Origin of the sequence: Isoptericola haloaureus, from assembly GCF_036689775.1 — a bacterium.
GTDB lineage: Bacteria > Actinomycetota > Actinomycetes > Actinomycetales > Cellulomonadaceae > Isoptericola > Isoptericola haloaureus.
The window spans coordinates 355,404-378,293 of sequence record NZ_JBAGLP010000117.1; the positions used below are offsets into that span (position 1 = coordinate 355,404).

At 72.3% G+C, this 22,890-nt stretch carries 19 protein-coding genes; 11 read left to right on the forward strand and 8 right to left on the reverse strand.

Annotated elements, in window-relative coordinates:
- Window positions 1-22 precede the first annotated feature (22 nt).
- The 4 genes from V5O49_RS09800 (at window position 23) to V5O49_RS09815 (ending at window position 7,946) form a co-directional block, all read left to right on the forward strand.
- Entirely contained in the window at window positions 23-976 is a 954-nt protein-coding gene (locus V5O49_RS09800; RefSeq protein WP_278235706.1) for a carbohydrate ABC transporter permease, read from the forward strand.
- Entirely contained in the window at window positions 973-1,854 is an 882-nt protein-coding gene (locus tag V5O49_RS09805) for a carbohydrate ABC transporter permease (RefSeq protein WP_278235705.1), read from the forward strand. The genes V5O49_RS09800 and V5O49_RS09805 overlap by 4 nt, the downstream gene beginning before the upstream one ends.
- Window positions 1,855-1,882: 28 nt before the next feature.
- A complete protein-coding gene (locus V5O49_RS09810) occupies window positions 1,883-4,750 on the forward strand; it encodes a CBM35 domain-containing protein (RefSeq protein ID WP_332902064.1) in 2,868 nt (955 codons plus the stop codon).
- Window positions 4,751-4,985: 235 nt separating this feature from the next.
- Window positions 4,986-7,946: a glycoside hydrolase family 43 protein gene (locus V5O49_RS09815; RefSeq protein ID WP_332902065.1), complete on the forward strand. Its 2,961-nt coding sequence runs from the start codon at window positions 4,986-4,988 to the stop codon at window positions 7,944-7,946.
- A 24-nt stretch (window positions 7,947-7,970) separates the two neighbouring features.
- On the opposite strand, the gene nhaA is transcribed toward V5O49_RS09815, so the two are convergent.
- The 4 genes from nhaA to V5O49_RS09835 all read right to left on the reverse strand — a co-directional run bounded on the left by nhaA (window position 7,971) and on the right by V5O49_RS09835 (window position 12,342).
- Complete coding sequence (gene nhaA, locus V5O49_RS09820) at window positions 7,971-9,788, reverse strand: Na+/H+ antiporter NhaA (protein ID WP_332902066.1); 1,818 nt, start codon at window positions 9,786-9,788, stop codon at window positions 7,971-7,973.
- A 60-nt stretch (window positions 9,789-9,848) separates the two neighbouring features.
- Window positions 9,849-10,622: an acyl-CoA thioesterase domain-containing protein gene (locus V5O49_RS09825; protein ID WP_332902067.1), complete on the reverse strand. Its 774-nt coding sequence runs from the start codon at window positions 10,620-10,622 to the stop codon at window positions 9,849-9,851.
- A 90-nt stretch (window positions 10,623-10,712) separates the two neighbouring features.
- Window positions 10,713-11,735, reverse strand: a complete 1,023-nt coding sequence (locus V5O49_RS09830; RefSeq protein WP_332902068.1) for a zinc-binding dehydrogenase — start codon at window positions 11,733-11,735, stop codon at window positions 10,713-10,715.
- 106 nt (window positions 11,736-11,841) lie between these two features.
- Entirely contained in the window at window positions 11,842-12,342 is a 501-nt protein-coding gene (locus V5O49_RS09835) for a VanZ family protein (protein ID WP_332902069.1), read from the reverse strand.
- Between the two features lie 190 nt (window positions 12,343-12,532).
- Between V5O49_RS09835 and V5O49_RS09840 the strand changes: the two genes are divergently transcribed.
- On the forward strand, window positions 12,533-12,997 hold the full coding sequence (locus tag V5O49_RS09840; protein ID WP_332902070.1) for a DUF2255 family protein: 465 nt from the start codon (window positions 12,533-12,535) through the stop codon (window positions 12,995-12,997).
- A 21-nt stretch (window positions 12,998-13,018) separates the two neighbouring features.
- On the opposite strand, the gene V5O49_RS09845 is transcribed toward V5O49_RS09840, so the two are convergent.
- Window positions 13,019-14,110, reverse strand: coding sequence for a PQQ-dependent sugar dehydrogenase (locus tag V5O49_RS09845; protein WP_332902071.1), 1,092 nt, complete (start codon window positions 14,108-14,110; stop codon window positions 13,019-13,021).
- Between the two features lie 173 nt (window positions 14,111-14,283).
- Here V5O49_RS09845 and V5O49_RS09850 point away from each other — a divergent pair, with 173 nt between their 5' ends.
- Both V5O49_RS09850 and V5O49_RS09855 read left to right on the forward strand, forming a co-directional pair.
- A complete protein-coding gene (locus V5O49_RS09850; RefSeq protein WP_332902072.1) occupies window positions 14,284-14,604 on the forward strand; it encodes an STAS domain-containing protein in 321 nt (106 codons plus the stop codon).
- Window positions 14,605-14,614: 10 nt separating this feature from the next.
- On the forward strand, window positions 14,615-15,061 hold the full coding sequence (locus tag V5O49_RS09855; RefSeq protein ID WP_332902073.1) for an ATP-binding protein: 447 nt from the start codon (window positions 14,615-14,617) through the stop codon (window positions 15,059-15,061).
- A 29-nt stretch (window positions 15,062-15,090) separates the two neighbouring features.
- Here V5O49_RS09855 and V5O49_RS09860 read toward each other — a convergent pair whose 3' ends face one another.
- The 3 genes from V5O49_RS09860 to V5O49_RS09870 all read right to left on the reverse strand — a co-directional run bounded on the left by V5O49_RS09860 (window position 15,091) and on the right by V5O49_RS09870 (window position 18,439).
- Window positions 15,091-17,343, reverse strand: coding sequence for a SpoIIE family protein phosphatase (locus V5O49_RS09860; RefSeq protein ID WP_332902074.1), 2,253 nt, complete (start codon window positions 17,341-17,343; stop codon window positions 15,091-15,093).
- 104 nt (window positions 17,344-17,447) lie between these two features.
- Window positions 17,448-17,780 carry a hypothetical protein gene (locus tag V5O49_RS09865; protein ID WP_332902075.1) on the reverse strand — a complete coding sequence of 111 codons (333 nt, stop codon included), beginning with the start codon at window positions 17,778-17,780 and terminating at the stop codon, window positions 17,448-17,450.
- Between the two features lie 35 nt (window positions 17,781-17,815).
- Window positions 17,816-18,439 (reverse strand): vitamin K epoxide reductase family protein, encoded by a 624-nt coding sequence (locus tag V5O49_RS09870; protein WP_278235692.1) that lies wholly within the window; start codon window positions 18,437-18,439, stop codon window positions 17,816-17,818.
- Window positions 18,440-18,630: 191 nt separating this feature from the next.
- Here V5O49_RS09870 and V5O49_RS09875 point away from each other — a divergent pair, with 191 nt between their 5' ends.
- From V5O49_RS09875 to V5O49_RS09890, 4 genes are all read left to right on the forward strand, one after another.
- Complete coding sequence (locus V5O49_RS09875; RefSeq protein WP_332902076.1) at window positions 18,631-19,650, forward strand: LacI family DNA-binding transcriptional regulator; 1,020 nt, start codon at window positions 18,631-18,633, stop codon at window positions 19,648-19,650.
- 82 nt (window positions 19,651-19,732) lie between these two features.
- Window positions 19,733-21,004 (forward strand): sugar ABC transporter substrate-binding protein, encoded by a 1,272-nt coding sequence (locus tag V5O49_RS09880; protein ID WP_278235690.1) that lies wholly within the window; start codon window positions 19,733-19,735, stop codon window positions 21,002-21,004.
- A gap of 75 nt (window positions 21,005-21,079) precedes the next feature.
- Entirely contained in the window at window positions 21,080-22,063 is a 984-nt protein-coding gene (locus V5O49_RS09885; protein ID WP_278235689.1) for a carbohydrate ABC transporter permease, read from the forward strand.
- Entirely contained in the window at window positions 22,060-22,878 is an 819-nt protein-coding gene (locus V5O49_RS09890) for a carbohydrate ABC transporter permease (RefSeq protein WP_278235688.1), read from the forward strand. Before V5O49_RS09885 ends, V5O49_RS09890 begins: the two co-directional genes overlap by 4 nt.
- Window positions 22,879-22,890: the final 12 nt, after the last annotated feature.

A 22,890-nucleotide genomic window follows, 5' to 3' on the forward strand; every position in this document is an offset into this window, starting at 1 on the left:
CCGGCACCGTCGAGGTGATGACGTGACGACCCCAGACCTGGCCACCCGGCCACCACGCACCGAGCCCGCGCCGTCCGCCCGCGGTCCGCAGCGCCGTCGGCCGCAGGACCGCCACCGGGCGAACCACCCCGCGCGGTTCCTGCTCCCGGCGTTCGCCGTGCTCGCGGTGTTCTTCTTCCTGCCGACGCTCTTCAACTTCGTCTACGCGCTGACCGACTGGTCCAGCTTCAAGGCCGAGATCGGCTTCGTCGGGCTGCAGAACTTCCGGGACCTGATCACCAGCGGGACCCTCCTGGCCTCGCTGCGCATCACCCTGGTCTACGCGGTGCTCGTCGCGATCTTCCAGAACCTCTTCGGTCTGCTGCTGGCGCTGCTGCTCGAGCGGGACACCCGGGTCAACCGGTTCGCCCGCGTGATGTTCTTCGTGCCCGTGGTGATGTCGGCCCTCGCCGTCGGCTACGTCTTCCAGGCGCTGCTGAAGCCCGACGGCGCGGTGAACCAGGTGCTGTCGGCGGTGCTCGGGCAGCAGATCCAGATCCCGTGGCTCGGGAGCACCACCTGGACGCTGGTCGTCGTGGCGCTCGTGCACGCCTGGAAGTGGATGGGGCTGTCCATGCTCATCTACCTCGCGGGCCTGAAGACCATCTCCGAGGACGTGCTCGAGGCGGCCCGCCTCGACGGCGCGTCGGCGTGGACCACGTTCCGCGAGATCCGGTTCCCCCTGCTGGCCCCGGCCGTCACCTTCAACGTGGCCACCGCGCTGCTCGGGTCGATGAACGGCTTCGACATCGTCCAGGCGACCACCGGGGGAGGCCCGGCGCGCACCACGGAGGTCCTGAACATCTTCATCTTCCGCACGTTCGGCCAGGGCCTGTTCGCCCAGGCCACGACCATGAGCCTGGTGCTCTTCGTCGTCGTGGTGGCCCTCGCGTTCCCCGTCATCCGGACCCTGCGCAAGCGGGAGGAGGTCCTGTGAGCACCACGGCCGTCACCCCCACCCCCGCCCGCACCCGGCGGCGCTCCGTCGCGGACCGCCACGGCGTGTGGCGGCGCCTGCAGCCCGTCGTGGCGGTCGCGGCGGTCGTCGTCCTCGTCGCGGCGCCCCTGTGGGTCGTGCTGGTCACCGCCGGCAAGACCCAGGCCGAGGCGCTCAACCCGAACCTCGCGCTGCCGACCACCTGGCACTACCTGGAGAACTTCACCGAGGTCTGGCAGCAGGGACGCGTCCCGGCGGCGCTCGGCGGCAGCCTCCTCGTCATGGTGCCGGCCGTCCTGGGCGTCCTCGCGCTCGGGTCGCTGGCGTCGTGGATCCTCGCCCGCCGGTCCACCCGTCCGTTCGCCGTGCTCTACGCCCTGGCGATCAGCGGGATCGTGCTGCCCCCGGCGGTCGTCACGATCGTGCTGGTCCTGCGGCAGCTCGGCCTGGCCGGCACCGCCGTCGGCATGATCGGCGTGTACATGGGCATGTACATGTCCACGGTGATCTTCTTCGTCACCGGGTTCGTCCGCACGATCCCGCACGAGCTCGAGGAGGCGGCCCGGGTCGACGGCGCGGGTCCGCTGCGGGTCTTCCGCACGATCATCCTGCCGCTGCTGGTCCCCGTGCTGTCGACGGCGACCATCCTCATCTGCCTCTACGTCTGGAACGACGTCTTCTACGCCTTCTTCGTGGTCGGCGGACGGCTGGACACCCTCCCGCTCAACCTGTTCCAGGTCGCGAGCGCGGGCCTCTACCTCGACAACTGGCATCTCATCTTCGCCTACGTGGTGCTCATGAGCCTGCCGCTGCTGGTCGTCTTCATCGTGGCCCAGCGGCGCATCATCTCCGGCATCACGTCGGGCGCGGTCAAGTAACCACCCACCACACCGAGAGGAACCAGCAATGGCGCTGAGACGAACGACGGCCACGGCGACCGCCGTGGCGATGATCGCCGGACTGGGGGCAGCCGTCGGCGCGATGCCGGCCACGGCCGCCCCCGGGACGGTCGAGGTCGACCTGACCCGGAGCACGGGCGAGATCTACGGCGGCGCCACCGGCGTCCTGTACGGGCTGAGCGACGACGGCGTCCCGAGCGACGACCTCATCGCCGGCCAGCGGCCGCGCACCGTCGCCCAGAAGGCGCCGGGCGGCGAGCAGCACCCCAACGGCGACGCGCTGGAGATCGCCGCCCCGTTCTTCGCCAACGGCGGCGAGCAGGTCGTGGTCTACATGCAGGACGAGTACAGCCGGTGGCCCTACCAGGAGCCGGAGGACGTCCAGGCCGACTACCTGCCCCGCCTGCGCGCGCAGGTCCAGGCGGTGCTGGACTCCGGTCAGGACCCGGAGAGGTTCGCCTGGGTCCCGTTCAACGAGCCCGACTGGATCTGGTACCAGGACTGGTACGGCGGGGACCGGGAGAAGTTCTTCGCCGACTGGGACGCGGCGTACGCCGCGATCCGCTCCGTCGACGACGACGCGCTGATCGTCGGTCCGAACGAGGCCCACTGGCGCCCCGGCCCGGTGCGGGAGTTCCTCACCCACGCCCAGGAGTCCGGCACGGTGCCGGACATCATGGCCTGGCACGAGCTCGGCACCGGGTCGCTGGGCGACGGGACCAACGGCTACCGCACCCGCTACCAGGAGTACCGCGACCTGGAGGCCGAGCTCGGCATCGGGCCGCTGCCGATCAACATCGACGAGTACGGCAACCGGCAGGACATGGGCAACCCCGGGCGCCTGATCCAGTGGCTGTCGATGTTCGAGGACACCAAGGTCGACGCCGACATGGCGTTCTGGACCTACGCGGGCAACCTGTCCGACCACGCCGTCCAGACCTCGATGGGCAACGGCGGCTGGTGGCTCAACACCTGGTACTCCGACCTGACCGGCCACACGGTCGAGCTCACGCCGGAGGCCGAGAACACGCCGGACACGATGCAGGGGATCGCCGCGCTCGACGAGGCCCGGCAGACCGCCACGGTGCTGCTCGGCGGCAACCCCGAGGGCGGCTCGTTGGTCCTGCACGGCGTGGACCAGACGATCGGCGACGAGGTCGACGTCTACCTCGAGACGACCGACTTCACCGGGCAGGAGGGCGAGACCTCGGCCCCGCGCGTGGACCGCGTGCAGCGTCTGGACGCCGTCGGCGGAGACGTCACCGTCACGATCCCGGGCGACGGCGAGCAGGCCGCCTACCGGGTCACCGTCGTCCCGGCGACGTCCGACGCCGTCGACGAGCCGGAGACCGGCTGGTCGGCCTCGTACGAGGCGGAGGACGCCGACCTCGTCGCGGCCCAGGTCTACGACCAGGCCGCCGACTGGGACTACGCCGCGTCCGGGCGGCAGGACGTCGGGTCGTTCAACACCCCGGAGTCCCGGGCCACGTTCGACATCGAGGTGCCGGCCGACGGGACCTACGAGCTGGGGATCCTGCACGGGTCGAACACGCAGTGGGGGCAGCACGCGCTGTACGTCGACGGCGAGTTCCGCGAGCGGATCACGTACTCGGCGACCCTCGGCTGGTCCTACCGCGGCCGGACCGAGGTCCCCGTGGACCTCACCGCGGGGGCGCACACGATCTCGCTGCGCGCGAGCGACGACGACGGTGCGCTGGACGTGCACTACGACATCACCCTCGACCGGATCGACGTCGCCGAGCCGGAGCCCGACACGCTGCACTTCCCGCTGTGGCGCTCGCGGCTGTCCGGTGACGTCTCGGTGGACCACTCGACGGCGGCCCGTGCGGTCACCCTCGCGCCGGGTGCGTCGTCGCAGACGTTCGTCGGGGCTCCCGAGGACGGCTACTACGATCTGGTGCGCACCGGCGACTCCGACGTCGAGGGCACGGTGCAGGTCACGGCCTCGGGCCGTGACCTGGGCGCCGAGGCGGGGCACGTCCCGGCCGGCGCCGCGACGGTCACGACGACGGTCTACCTGCACCGGGGGGTCAACGAGCTGGTGCTGACCAACACCGGTGACACCCCGGTCTCCATCGACGGGCTGCGCACCGTGCGCGACCGGGACGCCGACGCCTCGACCGCGCAGGTGGAGGCGGAGGACCTCGTGCTGGAGGGCGAGGCCGCCGCCCAGGAGAGCCGGTGGGCCTCCCAGGGCACCTACGTCGACGGGCTCGGGCAGAACGGCTCCCTGGTGTGGGAGCGGCCCGCCGACCTCGGCGCGGGGGAGTACGTGCTGAACGTCGCGTACGCCAACGCCCAGGTCAACCTCGGGCACCCGTACAACACCGACGTCGTGAGCCGGTTCGTCGACACGACCGAGGACGGCGGGGCGACCACGCGGTCCGTGTACCGGCACAACTACACCTGGGACGGATTCTGGGACGTGACCTCGGGCCTGACCCTGGAGACCGACGGCGGCACCCTCCGCTTCGGACGGAGCGACGGGGCCGCGCCGAACATCGACCGGCTCTCGCTGTCGCCGCTCACCCTGGGCACGACCGTCGACGACGGTGCGCAGGACGGGCTCGCGCTCGAGGCGAGCGTGCAGCAGCGCTGCCTGGGCGGCAGGGTCTTCGTGGCGGTGCGGGCGGTCAACGGCGAGGACGTGCCGATGGACGTCGAGCTGTCGACGGCCTACGGCTCCCGGACGGTCACGGACGTCGACCCGGGCGGGAACGCCTACCGGTCATTCCCGGCGCGCACCGGGTCCGTCCCGGCCGGTGAGGCGACGGTGACGGGCACGGCCACGATCGACGGCGAGGAGGTGTCCACGACCGAGCAGGTGCCGTACGACGCGTTCGACTGCTCCTGATGGGCGCGGCCGGCGGTGACGCCGCCGGTCCGCCACGGCCCTCGTGCACCGGGACACCGGAGCGCGAGGGCCGTGGCGCGTCCGGGTCGGTTTCGCTTCTGTTCGTTCGGCGCCCGGGGCGTTCCCCCTGTTGAGAAGCCTGTGGACGGTCGCTAGCGTCGGCTGCGGATGTTGACGTCAACATCCGGCAACGACGCCGGCTGCCCATCGGGCAGCGCGAACGAACGGAGAGACGATGAGGTCTCGTCATGCACTCGTCGCGTCGACCGTCGCGGCACTCGTCCTGTCCGCCGCCGTGGTGCCCGCCGGGCACGCGGCCGACGGCGTACCGACCACGGACGACCCGCCGACGTACACGCGGTACGGAGCGATCGACGACCCGGGGCGCACCGCACCCGACTACTTCCAGCCGCTCTGGTACGACACCGACGGTCGGCACGTCCAGGCCCACGGCGGGCAGGTCGTCACGGTCGAGGAGAACGGCCAGACCGTCCACTACTGGTACGGGGAGGACCGCAGCAACGGCTACTGGGACAGCCCCGGCGTCGCGGTCTACCGCTCCACCGACACGCTGAACTGGACGAACGAGGGGATCGCGCTGCGCAGCGTCGTGACGGCGAGCGAGCTGGAGGACCCCTACTTCGACGATCTGTACAACACGGTGGCCGACGACGGTACGGTCGACACCGCGCGTGTCGACGAGCTGGACTACTACCTGAACTCCGCCCAGGCGTCCGACTACACCGCGATCTTCGAACGGCCGAAGGTCCTCTACAACGCCCAGAACGACACCTGGGTGATGTGGTGGCACGCCGACGGGCAGACCAGCGTCGGCGGCAGCACGTACTCGCGGTCGATGGCCGCCGTCGCGGTGTCCGACAGCCCCACGGGCCCGTTCCGCATGACCGGGTCCTTCCGGCTGTACAACCGTGCCGACTACCAGGCGTGCACCGGCTCGGCGGTCCCGGGCCAGGCGCGGGACATGACCGTCTTCCAGGAGGACGACGGCAGCGCGTACATCGTGTACTCCTCCGAGGAGAACCACACCCTCTACATCGCGCGCCTGAACGCCGACTACACGAACGTCGAGCACACCACGACCCAGGACACGGTCGGCATCCAGTACTCCGAGGACGGGCAGTACCCGTACCTGTTCGCCGACGGGTCGCCGCAGGCCCCCGTGCGCGGCGACGACTTCCAGATCGTCAAGGAGTGCGGCCACCTCGAGGCGCCCGCGGTGTTCGAGCACGGCGGCACCTACTACACGGTCGCGTCCGGGGCGACGGGCTGGGCGCCGAACTCGCAGACCTACTACTCGGCCGACGACCTCTTCGGCACCTGGATCCGCGGCGTCGAGGCCGACGACCCGGCCGAGAACATCTCCTACGACGCCATCCCCGAGGGCGGCGACGGGCGGCTGTCGGTCGGCGACGGCCGCGGGACGACCTTCGGGTCGCAGTCCACGGACGTGCTCTCCCTGGGGGGCGGGCGGCACGTCTACCTCGGCGACCGGTGGAACAACGGCGCGGCCGACTCCACCTACGTGTGGCTGCCGATCACCGTCGGCGAGGGCGGACGGCTCGAGATGCGCAACCCCGCCGACGAGGACCCGACCGCCTGGGGGTCCGGCTGGGACGCGACGTACTGGGACGACCAGGGCGCGGGCGAGGAGATCTGGACCGTCGTCGACGACGGTCTCCCGGAGACCGTCCTGCGCGGTGCCGACCCGGCCGCCGTGCTCCCCGCGACCGTGTCCGTCCAGGCGGGGACGACGACGTCGGACGTCGCCGTCACCTGGGACGCCGACCTGGACCTGCTCGGTCGGCAGACCGTGACCGGCACGCTGGCGGCCGGCGACGGGTTCGGCGCCGGGCGCCGGTTCACGCGGGAGCTGACCGTGTGGGAGCACGGCACCGTCAACCTGGCGCGCGACGCGACGGTGTCGGCCTCGAGCCGCACCGGGCTCGCGGCCACCACCGTGGACGGGGACACCCGCTCCAAGGGCTGGGACGACTGGTCCAGCAGCGGGTACCCGCTCGACTCGTGGCTCGAGCTGACCTGGGACGGCCCGCAGGAGCCCGACGAGGTCGTGCTGCACACCTACGCCGACGGGGCGGGTGCGACCTGGCCGTCACGCGTCGACCTCCAGTACCGGGACGCCTCGGGCTCCTGGACCGACGCCGGGGTCGGCGCCGACGTCGTGCAGGACCCCGCGGCCGGAGCGCCGGTCGTGCAGCTCGACGCCGCGGGGATCCCGGCGACCACCGGGCTGCGCGTGCTCCTGCACACCGACACCAGCACCTGGCAGTCCGTCGCCGAGGTCGAGGTGTGGGGAACGCTGGGGGACGTCGACGTGTGCAGCGCCGCGGGGACCACGGTCTCGGCGTCGTTCCACCAGACGCGGTACGAGACGATGCCGGCGCAGCGTGCCTGCGACGACGACGGCGCCACCGCCTGGTCGACCTGGGACGGCGGCACCACGCACGACCCGGTGACGTTCACGGTGGACGCGGGCTCCCCGTTCGGGGCCGACGAGATCGTCTTCACCAACACCGAGGGGACCCTCGCGGACGTCAGCGTCGACCACCGTGCCGCCGACGGCACGTGGCAGCCCACGACGGCGCAGGACGTCGCCCCGGCCGCCAACGGGGCGGTCACCACCGTGGGCTTCGACGCGGTGACCACCGACGCGCTCCGGCTGACCTTCTCCACGCCGGGCTCGTACCTCAAGATCAGCGAGCTGTCGGTCCCGGCGCAGGCCCCCGTCGACCTGTGCACCCTCACCGGGACCCAGGTCGCGGCGTCGTTCCACCAGACGCGGTACGAGGTCATGCCGGCGCAGCAGGCCTGCGACGGTGACACCGGCACGGCGTGGTCCACCTGGGACGGCGGCTCGTCGCCGGACGAGGCGACCTACGAGGTGCTGCCCGAGACCGCCGTCTCGGTGGACGAGCTGTCGTTCACGAACACCGAGGGCACCATCGCCTCGGTCGACGTCGCCGCGCGCGGCACCGACGGCCTGTGGACGACGGTGGCGACGGGGGTCGCCCCCGCGGCGAACGGGCAGCCGACAGCCGTCACGATCGACCCGACCGTCGCGACCGGGTTCCGGCTGACGTTCGCCACGCCGGGCTCCTACCTGAAGGTCTCCGAGGTCACGGTGAGCGGCCTGCCCGCCGCGCCCCCGGGCGCCTGAGGAACGGCCGCGGGGCGGGACGGGTCAGCGCCCGGTCCGCCCCGCGGCGTCCAGCTCCTCGATCGCGGCGATGAGCGTCGCCGCGTCGTGCGGACCCTGGTGGCGCACACCGTCCAGGAAGAAGGTCGGCGTGCCCCGGGCCCCGCTGAGGCGGGCGCTCTCGGCGTGGTCGCGGACGCGGGCGTGCAGCGACTCGTCCGCCAGGTCCGCGTCGAACTGCTCGACGTCGAGCCCGAGCTCGTCGGCGTAGCCGCGCAGGTCCTCCGCCTCGAGGCGGGACTGGTGCGCGAAGAGGTGGTGGTGCATGTCCCAGAAGCGTCCCTGCCGGTGCGCGGCCTCGGCGGCGACGGCGGCCAGGTGGGCGTGCGGGTGCACGTCGTCCAGGGGCAGGTGCCGCACCACGTAGCGGACCCGGCCGTCGAGCTCGTCGCGCAGGTCGCGCCACATGCCGGTGGCGCGGGCGCAGAACGGGCACTCGTAGTCCAGGTACTCGACGATCGTGTGCGGGGCGTCGGGCTCGCCCTGGACGTGGTCGTGGCGGGGGTCCACCGGCGGGTCGAGCGTCGTCGGCAGGTCGGCGGTCTCCTCGCCCCACCGCACACGGGCCAGCCGGAACAGCGCCCAGGCGACCAGCGAGGCGAGGACGAGCGCCAGCAGCACGCCGACCGTGGCGGCCTGCACCTGCGACTCGTCGTCGAAGGCGAGGCCGATCACCAGCAGGGACACGGTGAACCCGATGCCGGACAGCGCCGCGCCGCCCAGCACGCTGCCGGGGCCGACGCCGTCGGGCAGCGTCCCCAGCCCCGCCTTGACCGCAGCCCAGGTCCCCAGGCTGATGCCCACCAGCTTGCCGACCACCAGGCCGCCGACGACTCCCCAGGTGATGGACGAGGCGAGCGCCTCGCCGAGCGCGCCGCCCCGCAGGTCGATCCCGGCGTTGGCCAGGGCGAACAGCGGCACGACGACGACGTTCACCGGGGTGTTCAGCACCTCGTGCAGGCGATGGTTGACCGAGATCGACCGGGAGAGCCCGAGGTGGACGTCCCGGGCGACGCTCGCGCTGGGCGACTGCCAGTAGGCGCGGTAGAGGTTCTTCGTGCGCACGACGTCGGCCCGCCGGGTCAGGGCGGCCGGGACCAGCAGACCGGCGAGCATCCCCGCGATGGAGGGGTGGACACCGGCCTGCATCGTGGCGCCCCAGAGGACGACGACGACCAGCACGTAGGGGGTGCTGCGCCACTCGCGCATCCGCCCGAGCAGCCACAGCGCCCCGAGGCAGGCGGCCGCGATCAGCAGCGGACCGATCCGGACGTCCTCGGAGTAGACGACGCCGATGATCGTCACCGCCAGGAAGTCGTCCACCACGGACAGGGTCAGGAGGAAGACCCGCAGCTGGTTGGACATCCGCGGCCCCACCAGGGCCAGCACCCCGAGCAGGAACGCCGTGTCGGTGCCGACGACGGCGCCCCATCCCTCGGGTGCCGTGCTGCCGGCGATCGCCAGGTAGATCAGGGCCGGGACGACGACGCCGGCCGTGCCCGCCACCAGCGGGACGAGGCGCTGGCTGCGCCGTCGCAGCGACCCGACCGACAGCTCCTGGCGGACCTCCAGACCCACGACGAAGAAGAACAGCACCATCAGCCCGTCGTTGACCCAGTGGTGCAGGTCCATGTCGAAGGCCAGGTCGCCGATCTCGAGGCTGACCGGGGTCTCCCACAGCGCCGAGTACGCCCCGGAGAGCGGCGAGTTGGCCCACAGCAGCGCGAGCAGCGTGACCGACAGCAGCAGCACGGCCGCGCCGGTGTCGGTGCGCAGCCGCTGTGTCAGGTCGAGGCGGGCCATGCGTTCTCCTTCGTGGGCTGTCGGGAGCGTACGACGGCGGTGCGCGCGGCGCAGGCCCGCTCAGCCGAGCGGCCGGACGACGAGCGCCTGTGCCAGCCGACCGAACGGCCCGGTGGCGTCGTGCAGGACGGAGGCGGTCGTCCCGGTCCCGCCCGAGCCGAACGTCACGGTGGTGTCCAGGCCGAGCCACCCGTCCGTCGGGTGCCGGAACAGGTGGGCGGTGAGGTCCAGGTTGGGGTAGGCGACCCGGCGAGGGTCGGCACGGACGGTCATGCCGTTCGCGACGTCGAGCAGGCCGGCGGTCCGCGCGAGGGCGCCGACCTCCTCGTCCTCGACGAGGGGGACGTCCGTCCGCACCCACGCCGTGCCGCGACCTGGCCCGGCGAGGGTCCGTCGGACGTCGAGCGAGGAGATGAAACCGCCGGGCCAGTCCGTCGTGGGGTCCCACGAGGGAGTCTCGTCGGGTCCGGGGACCGTCGCCGGCGTGCCGTCCGCGAGCTCGGTCGTGTCCGCGCGGCCGGCGAGCCAGGCGCGGAGCGTGGCGACCGTGCGGCCTGCGCACGACACCTCCGCCTCGACGAGCTCGACCCCGCGTCCAGGACGCAGCACGCGCACGACGGTGTCCATGGGCGCCAGGGGGTACGGGCCCCAGACGTCGAAGGTGAGTCGGACCGGTGCGAGGTCGTCGCGTCCGCGGGCGGTGCGGTCGGTCTCGACGAGATGGGTGAGCAGACCGAACGTGGGTGCCACGTGCTGCTCGTCGGTGCGCCAGGCCCCGCCCACGAGGTCGGTCGGGGCGAAGGTCGAGGCGTCGGTGCGTCGGAAGTAGGCCATGGCGGTCATCCTGGCAGGGAGCCGTCCCGCCCCGGGGACGCGACGGCCCGGGACGCCGTCAGGGCGTCCCGGGCCGTCGACGTCACGGTGTCACGGGCGCACGAGGACCTTGATCTTCTCGCGCGAGTCCATCAGCCGGTAGCCCTCGGCGACGTCGTCGAGGGAGACCTCGGCGTCGAAGACCTTGCCGGGCTCGATGGTTCCGTCGAGCACCTGCGGGATGGCGGCCTCGAGGTAGGCGCGCACCGGGGCGGGGCCACCGTTGAGGGTGACGTTCTTGCCGAACAGCGACATGAACCCGACGGGGGCCTCCTCGTACTGGGGCACGCCGACGCGGGAGATGACGCCCCCGGGGCGGACCACGCCGTACGACTGCTCGTAGGCGGGCATGTGGCCGACGGCCTCGAGCACGACGTGCGAGCCCTCGCCGCCGGTGAGCTCCATGACCTGGGCGATGCCCTCCTCGCCGCGCTCGGCGACGACGTCGGTCGCGCCCCACTCGCGGCCGAGGTCGGTGCGGTCCTTGTGCCGACCCATGAGGATGATCTTCTCCGCGCCCATCTGCTTCGCCGCGAGGACCGCGGACAGGCCGACGGCGCCGTCACCGATCACGGTGACGGTCTGGCCCGGCTGCACCTTGGCCATGAAGGCGGCGTGGTAACCGGTCAGGTAGACGTCGGACAGCGTGAGCAGGGAGGGCAGCAGGGCCTCGTCGACGTCGTCCGGGATCTGCACCAGCGTGCCGGAGGCCTGCGGGACGCGGAGCTTCTCGGCCTGGGCCCCGGAGAAGAACCCGCCGTGGGAGCAGGCGGTCTGGAAGCCGTCCCGGCAGACGGAGCAGGTGTTGTCCGCGTAGGCGAACGGGACGACGACGTGGTCGCCGACGGAGACGCCGGTGACGTCGTCCCCGATCTCCTCGACGACGCCGATGGCCTCGTGGCCCATCGGGACGCCCTGCTCCGAGGCGGGCATGGAGTGGTAGGGGTGCAGGTCGGACCCGCACACGCAGGCCAGGGTGACGCGGACGACCGCGTCGGTCGGCTCCTGGATCGTCGGGGCCGGCAGGTCCTCGACGCGGACGTCGCCGGCGCCGTAGATGACGGATGCGCGCATGGTGGTGCGTACCTCTCGTTCGGTGGGGGACGTGATGTCGGACGACGGATGACGTCGACCGCCGACGGCGACGCTAGGCGGCCTCGCCGGTCCGAGACAGTCACTGTCAGTACATGCTCCGGCGGTCCCCCTCAGGGGCCGACGGGTCGGCGGTCGCCCGCCCGGTCGGCGGTGGCGGTGGCGCGCCGGACCGCGAGGCGGCCCCGAGGGCGAGGCCGACCAGGGCGCCGCCGACGTTGGCGACGATGTCGCGGGGGTCCGACAGCCGGTTGGCCAGCGGGATCTGGGCGACCTCGACGGCACCGGTGAGCAGCACGGCGGCGCCCAGCCCCCACGCCCCGCGGAAACGCGCGGCCAGCAGGCCGGCCGGCACGAACAGCAGGATGTTGAGGACGAACTCGCGTGCCGTCCCGGTGGTCCACGTGGCGGACGAGAGCCAGGCGGCGGGGTTCAGCACGCCCCAGGGCACCTGGTCGACCTCCCGGCCCCACGGCCGGGGCGTGAGCGTGAGCAGGGCCAGGAACCCCAGGTACGTCAGGGCGGCCAGGGCCCACGTCACGTCTCGCGCGGTGGTGTCGCGCCGAGGGGTCTCGCTGCGGTCGTCCATGGGCTCGACGCTAGGAAGGTTCCCGGCCCGTCGACAGGTCCTGTCGGTACACCTCTCGTCGGGAACTCCTCGACGAGAGCCGGCCGTGGTTCGGTGGTGTTCTCACCACGGCGGAATCATTTCGCGCCCCGGGTGTTGTCACCCGTGAAACCTGTGGCCGCCGCCACCCCCCGACCCCTCGAGGAGTCCCATGACGATCGCCACGACCCGACCGGAGACCGACGCGCTGCCCACTGGTGGCGTCGTCCACCTGCTCGGCGAGGTGGTCCCGGCCCCGGCGTGGCTCGTCCAGGTCGGTGACGACGTCTACCTGCGCTCGGCCGAGCCTCGTTCCGTCGTCGACGCCCGCGGTCGCGGTCGCGTCCGGGTCGGTGGCGCGGAGCACTTCGTCGTGCTGAGCGAGGTCGCGCCGGAGATGCACGACGTGCTCGACGACGCCTTCCGCGCCACCTACGGCCGGTGCCGCCCGGAGCAGGTCGCCGCGATGGTGTCCGACGACGCCGCCGCCTCGACGTACCGGCTGCGGCAGCGCCGTCCGACCGTCGCCGAGCGCGTCGCGGACCGGTACGCGGCCTGGCAGGAGCGCACCGCCCGCGTCGAGCGGACGACACCGGCCCCGCGCGGCGCCGCGGAGCCTTGCGTCTGCCCCTGCTGAGGGCGCGGGTCGGCGGCGCTCTCAGGACCCGGCGACCTCGAGCTGCAGGACCCGGTCGTCGTCCGGCCCGGGTGAACCCCGCCCGTCGGTGTTGTTGGTGACGATCCACAGCTCGCCGTCCGGCGTGACGACGGCGTCGCGCAGACGTCCCTCGTCCTGGACGACGACGGCGGAGGTCGACGGGTCGTCGACCGGCACGGCACGCAGCACCTCGCCGCCCAGGTTCGCGACGAACAGCGTGCCGTCCAGGTGGGCCAGCCCGCTGGGGCTGGCGTCGCCGGGGCGCCACTGCTGGACCGGGTCGACGTACTCCGCGACGCCCGCGACTCCCTCGACCTCCGGCCAGCCGTAGTTCGCGCCGGGCTCGACGACGTTGAGCTCGTCCCAGGTGTTCTGCCCGAACTCGGTCGCGAACAGGGTGCCGTCGTCGGCCCACGCCAGCCCCTGCACGTTGCGGTGGCCCAGGCTGTAGACGAGCGAGCCGGGGAACGGGTTGTCGGCGGGAGGCTCGCCGTCGGGCGCCATCCGCAGGATCTTGCCGGCGAGCGAGTCGGGGTCCTGCGCCCGGTCCGGTTCGCCGGCGTCGCCGGTGGTGGCGTAGAGCATCCCGTCGGGCCCGAACGCGAGCCGTCCGCCGTCGTGGAAGCGGGCAGCGGGGATGCCCTCGACGAGGGTGACCCGCTCGCCGAGCGTGAACGTCCCGGGCGCCCCGTCGAGGTCGTACCGTTCGATGCGGTTGCCGTCGCTCGTCGTGGAGTAGACGTACAGACGGCGGTCGTGGGCCGCGAGACCGAGCAGCCCCGCCTCGCCCGCGGTGTCGACGCCGGTCACGACCCCCACCTCCCGGGCCGCGCCGTCGTCGGCGAGCTCGAGGATCCGCGCGCTGTCGCGCTCGCTGACCAGCGGGGCGCCCTCGACGAACGTCACGGACCACGGGGCCGCCAGCCCGGTCGCGACCGTCGACGCCTCGCCGGTGGGGGAGGCGGGCAGCGAGCTCGCGGCGCTCTCCGGGGCGGCGCCGTCGGAGCCGCCGCCGTCGGACGCGCTGCACGCGGTGAGCAGCAGCCCGGTCAGCACGGTGGCGGCAGCGGCCCGGGACGATGTCGTCGGCACGTGTCACTCCTGGCGGTCGATCCTCGCGGCCGATCCTGCCCGACCGCTGTCGGCGGCGCACGCGCAGGCCCCGACCTGGTGCGCGCCGGACGTGCTGCGCGGGGCGCGAGCATCGGGCACTATATGTCTCCGGTCCGCGGAGAAGACGCGGCCCGTGGAGAGACCGAGTGAGGATGCCTGTGGACGACCAGCAGATCCAGGGCGGGGTGCACATCGACCCCGACCGTGCCCACTGGACGATGTGGGGTGAGGTCGACGCAGCGGTGAAGAAGCGCGTCGGCGAGGAGATCGAGGCGCATCTGGCCGCCACCGCCGACGAGCCGCTGACCGTGAGCCTCGCCGACGTGACCTTCATCGACTCCGGCGGGCTCCGTCTGCTCTACCAGGCCGCGGAGGCCAAGCCCACCCCGCCGGTGCTCACGGGCGTCCCGGATCGTGTGCTCGACCTGCTGAAGCTGAGCGGTGTGGATACGCTGTTCGTTCTCGCGGACTGAAGGAGGCGAGATGGTGGACACCAGGATCACCGCCGCCCCCGCACCCGACGGGTTCCGCGAGGTCAGGTCGTGGCCGCTCCTGACGATCGACGAGCTCGCCGCGCTGCGGGGCGACCTGGAGGCGAACCTCCCGGCCGCCCGGAGCGCGAGCCTCGACGAGGTGCCCGAGTCGGTCCTGCTCGTCGCGAGCGAGCTGGCGACCAACGCGATCGAGCACGGCGGCGGCCCGGCGGCCGTGCGGCTGCTCGCCCGGGAGGGGGAGTTCCTCCTCGACGTCGCCGACCGGACCCCGTCCTCCGCACCACAGGTCGCCGAGGACCCCTCCGCCCGCGGCGGCTTCGGCCTCCTGCTGGCCGCCCGGCTGGCCGACGCGGTCGGCTGGTACGCCACGAGCGCCGGGAAGCACGTCTGGGCGACGTTCACGGCGGCCCGGCGGGAGCCGGTCGTCCCGGTCTGACGGTCGTCCCGGCGCGCTGACGGTCCGGCTCAGTCGCGTCGCACGACGACGGCGGTGGCGTCGTCGTCCGAGTCCGGGTCGCGGACGAGCCGCACGAGAGCGGCCGCTCCCTGGCCGTCCTCGCTGGCCCGGCGCAGCCGCTCCAGGGAGTCGACGATCGACTCGTCGCGGCGTTCGACCAGGCCGTCGCTGAACAGCACCAGCGACCCGCCCGGCGCGACCTGCGCCGTCCCCGTGCGCGCCTCGCGGCGGCCCACCCCCAGCGGAGGGGTGCCCAGCGCCTCGGCGACGACGGCGCCGTCGGGACCGACCACGACGGGCGGCGGGTGACCCGCGGTCACGTACTCCACCATTCCGGTCTCCGGGTCGACGACCGCGACGACCAGCGTGGCGACCTGGCCGGGCAGGGTGGAACGCAGCAGCTGGTCGACCTGCTCGACCGCCTGCCCGGCGGTGCTGCCGGTGACCAGCAGGGCGCGCAGAGCGTTGCGCAGCTGACCCATCGTGGCGGCGGCGGAGAGACCGTGCCCCGAGACGTCACCCACGACGACGGCGAGCCGGTCGTCGGTGAGCACGAGCGCGTCGTACCAGTCCCCACCGGCCAGGCCGCCGCCCGAGGGCTCGTAGACCGCGTCGATGGTCCACCCCTCGACGGTCGGCAGCTCGGTGGGCAGCAGGCTGCGCTGGAGTGTCGCGGCGGCGCGGATGTCCCGCCGGCCGCGCAGCAGCAGGCCTTCGCCGAGGTAGGAGCGCAGCGAGGTCGCCACGTCGATCTCGTCGTCGCTCCACGCCTCGCTGGTGCCGCGGACGATCTCGCGCCACCGGGCGAAGGACTTGCGGGGGGAGAGGCGCACGGTGTCACCCTCGCGGCGCGCGATCGCCTTGTTGCGCGGGTCGCCGCCCCAGTCGACGCTCTGGACGACCTCGCGGCGCAGCCACACGGCCACGGCCCCGCCGGGCACGACGAGCGCCAGCATCCCCGCGGCGTCGGGCACGAGGGTCGCCAGCTCGGGTTCCTGGCGCGCGAGGCGGTCGGTGACCAGCACCTCGACGTCCAGCTCGGCCAGCGCGTGGGCCAGCCGGCGGCAGACCTCCTCCTCGGGTGCGTCGCCCTGCCGTTCGACACGGCCCTCGGCCACGACGAACGCGGCGTCCGCGTCGACCAGGTCCAGCAGGCCCGGGTCGCCGGTGAGGGCGCTGGTCAGGGGGACGTCGTCGTCGCGCGTGACGGCCACCAGACGCGCCAGGACACCGGCCGAGCGGCGCGCGGCCGAGGCGCGGTCGTCCTCGGCCTGGGTCACGAGCCGGGCGGACAGGGTGGAGCCGAGGAACTCGGCGGCGGCGCGCGCCGCGTAGGACGGCGCGTGCGGGCCGCTGTAGTGGTGGCAGGCGATGAGCCCCCACAGCCGGCCGTCGCGGAGCAGGGAGATCGACATCGAGGCGTCGACGCCCATGTTCTGCAGGTACTCGACGTGGATCGGGGAGACGCTGCGCAGCGTGCCGTAGGTGAGGTCGAGCGGCCGGCCGCTGACCGGGTCGTCGGTGGGGACGACGTCGGCCGGGCGGTAGCCGACGTCGGCGATGAGCCGGATCCAGTTCTTCTCGTACAGCGCGCGGGCCTGCGGGGGGATGTCCGAGGCCGGGTAGTGGAGGCCGAGGAACGGGTTGAGGTCGTCCCGGCGGGCCTCGGCGACGACCTCGCCGTTGTAGTCGGGGTCGAAGCGGTAGAGCATCACGCGGTCGAAGCCGGTGAGCTCGCGCACCCGGCGCACCGCGACGTCGTAGAGCTGCTGCAGCGAGCTGGCCCGGTCGAGCTCGGTCAAGGCGTCGCGCACGGGTTCGAAGGTGCTCGTGTAGGTCAGCGAGGTGGGGCCGGAGAAGGGCTCGAGCTCGACGACCAGGACCGCGGGGCGGCCGTCGAGGGCGGAGTCGGGGGCGTGGTGCAGCACGGCCTCGAACCGCCGGGGCGACCCGTGGACGGCGATGTCGATCTCGACGGGGTTGCGCAGGCGGGGGTCGTCCACGCTCGCGACGTGCGTCAGGAGCGTCCGGGCGGCCTCGTCGCCGACGGCGGTGGCGAGCGGGGCGCCGAGGACCGTGCCGAGGTCGACGCCGAGGACGTCCGCGACGTTCTCGGTGCACTGGTTGACGAGCCCGTCGTCGGTCCGCAGCGCGAGCAGCACCCCGCGCGGCTGGATCCGCCCGGGGATGTGGATGGGCTCGCGCGCGCAGTTGTCGAGGTCGACCGCCTCACCGGGAGCCAGGAACCCCTGCTCGGTCACACCCACCTCCGATGGTTCGTCCGAAGGCACGAGGATACGGGTGCCGGGGGCACCTCACGAGCCGACGCGACGTGCGCCGCGCCACGGTCCGGACGGCGCGGGGATCAGTCCCGGCGGCGGGCCGCGGTGAAGTAGCGGGCGACGGCGAACGCCGTGGCCAGACCGCTCGCCACGGTGACGGCCGTGTCCACCCGCGTCCGGGGACGGGACCCCCCGACGCCCCGGAGCAGCGCACCGCCCACGACGGCGTTGAGGCCGCCCCACACGATGTTCTCGACCGGTGTCGAGTCCCCGACGCCCGGCGGGTCCGCGAACGGGCTCGGGAAGGGCTCGCCGGCCAGGCCGTGCACCGTGTGCGGGACGGCGTTGACCAGCAGCGCCGCGCCGAGGGCGTGGGCGAGGAGGCCGGTTACGGAGGTCTGCGGCGTCGTCGTCATGGCGGCACGCTATCGGCGCGGGCCGCGGCTGCGGGTCAGCCGAGCAGGGCGTTGCCGTACCGCAGCAGGACCGCGGCGACCAGGAGGATGATCCATGCCGCGGTGAGGTAGACGTCGGCGTCGATGCGGACCATCGACAGGGCCCAGCGCTGCACCCGCCGGGGCAGGTACAGGTTGTTCTCCATGACGTTCCAGTGCAGGAGGGTCATGAAGACGACGGTGGTGGACAGCGTCACGAGCAGGCACCACGGGCACAGCGCGTGGATGACGAAGTACGACTGCGCGAACAGCCAGTAGGCGAAGAGCAGCCCGATCGTGTAGACGCCCTGCGCCGCGGCCATGAACCAGCGGGGGAACTGGACGCCGCCGAGGCCGGCGACCGCGATCGTGATGACCACCGGTTCGGCGATCAGCCCGAGGAAGGCGTTGGGGAACCCGAGCAGCTGCGCCTGCCACGACAGCGCGACGCTGCCGCAGGAGAGCACCGCGTTGATGTCGCAGGACAGCTCCGTGCCGGGGTCCGCCGCCAGCACGACGGCGTCGATCGACAGCACCAGGGAGGCGGTCAGGCTGATCAGCGCGGAGAACAGCATCCCGCCGAACACCCACGTGCGGGAGTGGCGGCGACCGGGCGGCTGCGAGACCTCGCGTGGCTCCATGGGAGGAAGCCTAGGAGCCCGCGGGGGCCTCGTGTCACCACTTCGGCGCAGGTCAGGCCGATCGTGAGGCAGGTCACGTTCGCATCGTCGAATCGGTTCGCAAACGATGAAAAGTCTCGGTGAAATAACGGGGGTTGCGTGACCTGAAGCCCACCGGCTACTGTCGAACCGGTTCGCAACAAGGAGGCGCAGTGGCCACCATCGGTGACGTTGCCAAGGTCGCGGGAGTGTCCCGCAGCACGGCGTCGTACGCACTGTCCGGCAAGCGGGCGATCTCGCACGACGTCCGTCGTCGTGTCGAGGACGCCGTCCGGCAGCTCGGGTACACGCCGAACGCCGGCGCGCGCGCCCTGGCCACCTCGCAGACGCGGGTGATCGGTCTCCTCGCCCAGTTCTTCGACGACGAGTTCGCCCCCGCGATGATGCAGTACATCCGCGGCGTGACCGACACCGCCCGCGAGCTCGGGTACGACACCCTGCTGGTCTCCGAGGCCGACGGCCCGAACGCCCTGCGCCGCATCACCGACTCGCGCATGGTCGACGGCGTCGTCCTGCTCAACGTCGCCGAGCAGGACGACCGGCTGCCCGTGCTGCGCACCGCCGGCGCCCCGGGCGCCCTGGTCGGGCTGCCGCGCGACACGACCGGCGTCGACGTCTTCGACCTCGACTTCGAGGAGGCCGGCCGCGCGATGGTCGACCACCTCGCCGCGCTGGGGCACCGCGAGCTGCTGCTCGTCTCCCAGCCCGACCACGTCGTCGAGCGCGGCGGCGCGTACGTGTGGCGTCTGCGCGACGCCGCCGTCGCCCAGGCCGCGCTGCGCGGGGTGCGTCTGCACACCGCGTCCGCCGCCGCGCACCAGCCGCAGGTCGGGTCCGACCTGCGCACGCTGCTCGAGCAGCACCCCGACGTCACCGGGCTGCTGCTCAACAACGAGGCCGCCGCGGCAGCACTGCCCAGCGTCCTGCAGACCCGCGGGCTCTCCGTCCCGGCCGACCTCTCGGTCGTCGGCCGCTTCTCGGACGAGTTCGCCCGCAACTTCTCGCTGCCGTACTCCTCCGTGGAGAGCGCCCCCGACCGGTTGGGGAGCATGGCCGTGCGCCAGCTCGTCCGCCGGATCGAGGGTGGCGGCGAGGTGACCGAACCGCACGTCGTCCGGTACATCACGCCGGAGATCGTGGACCGAGGAAGTACGGACCGACCGCGCGTCTGACGCGCGGCCGGTCCGCTCCGCCCGCTGCCACGGGCGGGTACGACACCCACTCACGGAGATGAATTCAAGGAGGAGTACCGTGATGCGAAAGTACACCCTGCGGGGTGCCGGGATCCTGGGGGTCACCGGCCTCACGTTCGCGCTGGCCGCCTGCGGATCCAGCGACGACGGCTCGACCGGCGCCGACGGCGGCGAGTCCGGCGACGCGCCGGGCGGCACCTACACCTGGTGGGACCCGTACCCCCAGCACGACGGCTCCTCCGACTGGGAGGCCCGCGTGCAGGCCTGCGGTGAGGACGCCGGCGTCACCATCGAGCGCACCGCGTACGACACGACCGCGCTGACCAACCAGGCGCTGCTGTCGGCCCAGGAGGGCACGTCGCCCGACGTCATCCTCATCGACAACCCGGCCGTGTCCACGCTCGCCGACACCGGCATGCTGACCACGGTCGACGAGTTCGGGCTGGACACGTCCTCGATCGACCAGAACCTGCTGGACGCGGGCGTCGTCGACGGGAACGCCTACGGCATCCCCATCGGCGCCAACACGCTCTCGCTGTACTACAATGCCGAGATCCTGGACGAGGCCGGTGTCGACCCCGCGTCGATCACCGACTGGGACTCGCTGACCGCCGCCCTCGAGCAGGTCACCGGCGCCGGGAGCAAGGGCATCACCTTCTCCGCCATCGGAACCGAGGAGGGCACCTTCCAGTTCCTCCCGTGGTTCTGGGGCTCCGGTGCCGACCTGAGCCAGCTCGACTCGCCGGAGGCCGTCGAGGCCCTCGAGCTGTGGAAGGGCTGGCTGGACGAGGGCTACGCGCCCAACACCGTGATCAACAACTCCCAGAACACCGTCTGGGAGGAGTTCCTCACCGGTGACTTCGCGTTCGCGGAGAACGGCACCTGGCAGGTCAACAGCGCCGCCGAGGCCGAGTTCGAGACCGGTCTGGTCCAGCTCCCGGCCAAGGACGGCGGCGTCGCCCCCGCGCCGACCGGTGGTGAGTTCATCGTCGCGCCCGTCCAGGAGGACACCGCGCGCTACGACGTGACCCGCCAGATCGTCGAGTGCATGACGACGCCCGAGGGCTTCGTCGAGACGGCGAACACCTTCGCGTACTACATCCCGCCGACGGCCGAGGGCCAGGAGGCGCTCCTCGAGGAGAACCCCGACCTGGAGCCCTGGGTCGAGGCCGTGCAGAGCGCGAAGGGCCGCACCAGCGACGGTCTGGGGACCGACTACCCACTGATCTCCGAGGCGCTGTGGACCGCCGTCCAGAACGCCATGTCCGGGGCGGCGACCCCGGCCGAGGCCCTCGAGACGGCGCAGGCCGACGCCGAGGCCGCCACCAGCTGACCGGCGTCCCGCCTGTCAGCCTGAACGCACCCCGCGCTCACCCCGCGTGAGCGCGGCCGTCGAGAAGGACCTCTGATGACCAGCACCCCGGCAGACGTCGGGACGCGCGGGGAGTCGCGCGGCGCGGCGGGCACCGAGCCCGCCGCGCCGTCGGCCCCCCGACGCCGACGGACGCTGAGCTCGAGCCAGTGGGCCGCGGTCGGCTTCGCCGCACCGCTCCTGGTGTACCTCGTGCTCTTCTACGCCTACCCGCTGATGCGGAACATCGACCTGTCGGTGCACGACTACACGATCCGCGCGTTCGTGCAGGGCAACGCCGAGTTCGTGGGGCTGCAGAACTACGTCGACGTGTTCAGCTCGTCGACGTTCCCGACAGCCCTGTGGAACACGGCCGTGTTCACCTTCGGGTCGATCGCCTTCCAGTTCACGCTCGGCCTCGCCCTGGCCGTGTTCTTCAAGTCGAGCTTCCGGCTCTCGACCACCCTGCGGGCCATGTTCCTCGTGCCCTGGCTGCTGCCGCTGATCGTGTCGGCCTCCACGTGGGCCTGGATGCTCAACAGCGAGAACGGCATCGTCAACTCGGTGATCACGGCCTTCGGCGGCGAGCAGATCAACTGGCTCACCGACCCCGACACGGCGCTGCTGTCCGTGACGATCGCCAACATCTGGCTCGGCATCCCGTTCAACCTGGTCATCCTGTACTCGGGGCTGCAGAACATCCCCGGGGACGTCTACGAGGCCGCGTCCCTCGACGGCGCCGGTGCCTGGCGGCAGTTCTGGTCCATCACCTTCCCGCTGCTGCGCCCGGTGTCCGCGATCACGATCCTGCTCGGGCTGATCTACACGCTCAAGGTCGTCGACGTCATCTGGGTCATGACGACGGGCGGGCCGGGCGACTCGTCCACGACGCTCGCCATCTGGTCCTACCGGGAGGCGTTCGGCACGGGGCAGCCCGACTTCTCGCCGGCCGCCGCCGTCGGCAACCTGCTCATCGTCATCGCGCTGGTGTTCGGGTTCCTGCACCTGCGCCTCCAGCACCGACAGGAGGCCACGTCATGACCGAGCGCAAGGTCTGGTGGAAGACGGCTCTGGGTCTCGTCTTCACCGCGCTGATGCTGTTCCCCGTCTACTGGATGGTGAACGTCTCCTTCACCCAGACGCGCGACCTGCGCGCGGACCCGCCCCACTGGTTCCCCTGGGACCCCACCTTCGAGGGCTACGAGGCGGTGTTCGCCCAGCAGCTGCCCGCACTGGGCACCAGTCTGCTCATCGGGCTCGGCTCGGTGCTGCTCACCGTGGTGATCGCCGCTCCGGCCGGCTACGCGCTGGCGCTGCTGCACCTGCGGGGCGGCCGCACGCTGAACTTCCTGCTGCTGGTGGCGCAGATGATCCCCGCCGTCGTCATGGCGATGGGCTTCTACGCCGTCTACAACAACCTCGGGCTGCTCAACACGATCCCGGGGCTGATCGTGGCCGACTCGACGATCGCGGTGCCGTTCGGCGTGCTGCTGTTCACGGCGTTCATGTCCGGCATCCCGCGCGAGCTGCTGCAGGCCGCGCGGGTCGACGGGGCGGGGGCGTGGCGCACCTTCTGGGAGATCGTCATGCCGATGTCGCGCAACTCGGTCCTGACGGTGTCGCTGTTCGCGTTCCTGTGGGCCTGGTCGGACTTCATCTTCGCCTCGACGATCAACCGCAACGGCGATCTCATCCCGATCACCCTGAGCATCTACAACTACATCGGCAACAACACGACGCAGTGGAACGCGATCATGGCGACGGCCGTCGTCGCCTCGATCCCGGCGGCGATCCTCCTGGTGATCGCCCAGCGCTACGTCGCCGCGGGTGTGACCGCGGGCGCCATCAAGGACTGAGACGTGACCGAA